This is a genomic window from Aeromicrobium sp., assembly GCF_014378035.1.
Classification (GTDB): domain Bacteria; phylum Actinomycetota; class Actinomycetes; order Propionibacteriales; family Nocardioidaceae; genus Aeromicrobium.
The window spans coordinates 1-3,266 of sequence record NZ_JACMOM010000226.1 but is presented as its reverse complement, the minus strand read 5'-3'; the positions used below and the strand labels follow the sequence as shown (position 1 = coordinate 3,266).

Below are 3,266 nucleotides of genomic sequence, written 5' to 3'. Positions count from 1 at the left end.
GGGCAGCCGATGCGGCAGCGTTGAGGATCGCCGGACCGGTCGTGGTGAGGACGACACCAGGACGTCCGGTCGATCGGGCATATCCGTCTGCCGCATATCCCGCACCCTGCTCGTGACGCGGCGAGATGTGCGTGATCCCGTACGTGTCCATGGCCGCATACGCTGCGAGGTTGTGGGTGCCGGGAATGCCAAAAATGGTGTCGACGCCATGCGCCGCCAGGCTCGCAATGACAGCCTCCCCGCCCGTCATCGTCGTCACGCGTTCGCCCTTTCATGGGTATGCACGGACTTGCCGAGCCGCATGCCCGATCCGCCGCCGGTCGCCACCGCGACACGGCCGGCGAACTCTTGCGTGATGTCGGGGATCTTCACGGGTTTCGCCCTCGTGTCTTGGCCGGTTCGGCTGTGATGATGAGGGCATCGACAGCTAGGGCGCCGCCTGGCGCCACTCTTACCGGATTGACTTCGAACTCGTGGATGCGGTCGTCCGCAGCAATCGCTCCGGAGACCGACACCACGATCGACGCGAGAGCATCGATGTCGGTGGCGGGCTTCCCGCGCCAGCCCTGCAGCACCGCGAGACACCTCAGGCGCCGGATCATCGTCAGCGCTGTCGCATGGTCGACCGGCGCGAGCTCGACGCAGACGTCACGGTGCAGCTCCGCTTCGACCCCACCGTTGCCGACCAGAATGATCGGACCGAAGTCGCGGTCTCGTCGTCCACCGACGAGCACCTCGACGACATGCGCGCGGGTGTCCTGCTCCTCCACGACATATTCGCCTGTTCCGAGGCGCGCAACCATGTCGCCGTAGGCCGCTGTCAGCGCCTCAAGCGTCAGGACGCCGAGCGTGATGCCGCCGTGCTCACTCTTGTGGTCGAGCCAGCCGGCCTTGAGGACGAGGGGAAATGACAGATCGCGTGCGGCGCACTCTAGATCTGACGGGTCGGCGATGAATCTGCCCACAGGATGCGGGATGCCGACGTCGGCAAGCAATGATCTGGCGCCCCAGTACCCACGGGTGATCGGCTTCGGTGCTGACCGCGAGACGCCCGGATGACGACCCGGCCACGCGGCCAGGTCTGCAGCCTTGCTGATGGCGAGAAGGGCCGACTCGACCCTGCCGAAGACAGGGATCCCGTGGCTCCACATGCGATCAACGGCTGCAGACTCGTGGCTCATGCTGTGAACGACCAGCGGAATCTGTGAGGTCGTGGCCAATTCGCCGAGGCGGTCCACCACGACGAGTTCGGATGCCTCCGTCGCGGGCGAGTTCTCCCCGTAACAGCCGAAATAGCCCGACAGGACCACCGCGTCGACCTCGTCCGACTCGAGAAGGACCTGGCTTAAATCTGCGTAGACGCCGAGATCTGCCTCACCCGCGCCCGCGAGATCGACGGGGTTGGACACCGCGGCGCCTGCTGGCACGAACGCTGCTAGATCAGCCTGCAGGGCGGGCGAGAACACCCCGACCAGCAGGCCCTCGGCGGCAGCGACATCAGCGGCGATGCCGCCCTGTCCTCCGCTGTCGCTGACAACCGCGACTCGACGGCCTGCCGGCGCCGGGGCCACACTCAGATAGTGAGCGATACTGACCAGCTCGGTGGGCGTCGAGACCCGGATCGCGCCTGCGGAGCGGCAGGCGGCGTCGACGACGTCGAGCGCAGATGTCAGCGATCCGGTGTGCGAACGAGCAAGACGCTGGCTTGCCTCGCTGGCGCCGGCGGCCAGGACGAGCGTCTTCTTGCCGGCGTCGGTGAGCGCTCGCAGGGTTCGTACCAATTCGGTGCCCTTCGCAAAGCTCTCGAGATACAACGCCACTGTCCGCGTCGCCTCGTGGTCCACCAGGTCCTCGAGAATCTCCGCGGCGCTGACGTCGAGCTGGTTGCCGATCGAGACGAACCGTGACACACCCAGGCCGGCGCGAGCACCCAGACCGGCGATCTCCGACCCGAGCTGCCCGCTCTGCGAAACGATGGCGAGCGAGCCTGGGCTGAAGTTGCCCCAGGCCAGTTGGAGCTCGGTGGTCGCATCATAGAGTCCAAGGCTGTTCGGCCCGATGATGCGGGCACCCGCAGCCCTGATCATCTCGCCCAGATGCCGCTGCTCGGGCACACCGGCGGTGATCCCCAGGAACGCTCGGACGCCCCGCGCAAGAGCCTCGATGACAATGCCCTTGACCTGCTGCGGCGGGACGCACAGCACCACCAGCTCGGGGTCTTCCGGCAGGCTCGCGATGCTCGGGTAGGCCTTCTCACCATGGACGATCGTGCTGCCCCCATTGACCAGATACACCGCACGGCGGCTCTTGCCCGCCAGTGCGCCCCGCGCGAGCCAGTAGCCCCATTTCGCGTGGTGATTCGAGGCGCCGACCACGGCGACCGAAACCGGATCCCGGAAGGGACGAAGAGACGCCTCGGCCCTATCGGCCGCGCTGTTCAGAGTCGGGAACTGACTAGTCATGACCGACCGAAACGCCTCTCGATCGCCTGCAGCTGATCGGCTGTGAATGCCAGGGCTGCGTCGCGCAGCGTCGTATCGTCCGAGCGGGCACGCGCGAACATGTCGATGACAATGCGGCTCATCTCCGAACGAATCTTCTGCTCAGACTGTGCGGCGTCTGCGTCGACGTCACCGAAAAGCGTCCACCACCACCAAGCATTGGTGGCAGAGTTGGCGACGAAATCGGGGACGAGCACGACCCCGCGGGCGGCCAGGAGCGCCTCGGCTTCGAGAAGCACCGGCATGTTCGCGGCCTCGGCGATCAGCGATGCGGTCACCTCCGCCTGATTGTCGGGGGTGATGCAGTACGAGATGGCGGCCGGCACCAGCACATCGGTGTCGATCGTGAGCCACTCCTCGACTGGCAGCTCGGCATCCTCGGGGCGCAAGCGGGTCCGATCGATCTCGCCGAAGGAGTCGCGCGTCCTCAGCAGGGTCTCGACGTCAAGGCCTTCAGCATTGACGACGACTCCGCGCGAGTCAGCAATCCCGACGACTAGAAGCCCGGCCTGCGAGAGGTAGCGGGCCGTCGCGCCGCCCATCGACCCGAAGCCCTGGATGACGACCCGGGTTCCCGCTCGGGGGGTACCGACCTGATCGAGCGCGGTGAGCACCGATTCGGCGACCCCAAGGCCACCGACCAGCTCGCCGAGGCCGACCCCGTCCACATCGATCGCAAAGGCCGCAGCGAGGCGTGCGATTGCCTCGTCCTTATTGTCGAGCAAAGGATAGACAGCTTGGATCGAGCTCTGCAGACCCAGCTCG

The 3,266-nt window shown here is 66.4% G+C and carries 3 protein-coding genes; all 3 read right to left on the bottom strand.

The window, feature by feature from the left end; all coding sequences use genetic code 11:
- Positions 1-250: thiamine pyrophosphate-binding protein (locus H7290_RS11625; RefSeq protein ID WP_290514180.1), on the bottom strand; the 250-nt coding region annotated here is incomplete at its 3' end.
- A 118-nt stretch (positions 251-368) separates the two neighbouring features.
- Entirely contained in the window at positions 369-2,375 is a 2,007-nt protein-coding gene (locus H7290_RS11620; RefSeq protein WP_290514179.1) for an acetate--CoA ligase family protein, read from the bottom strand.
- A gap of 83 nt (positions 2,376-2,458) precedes the next feature.
- Positions 2,459-3,266 (bottom strand): glutamate dehydrogenase (locus H7290_RS11615; protein ID WP_290514178.1); only part of this gene is annotated, 808 nt, incomplete at its 5' end.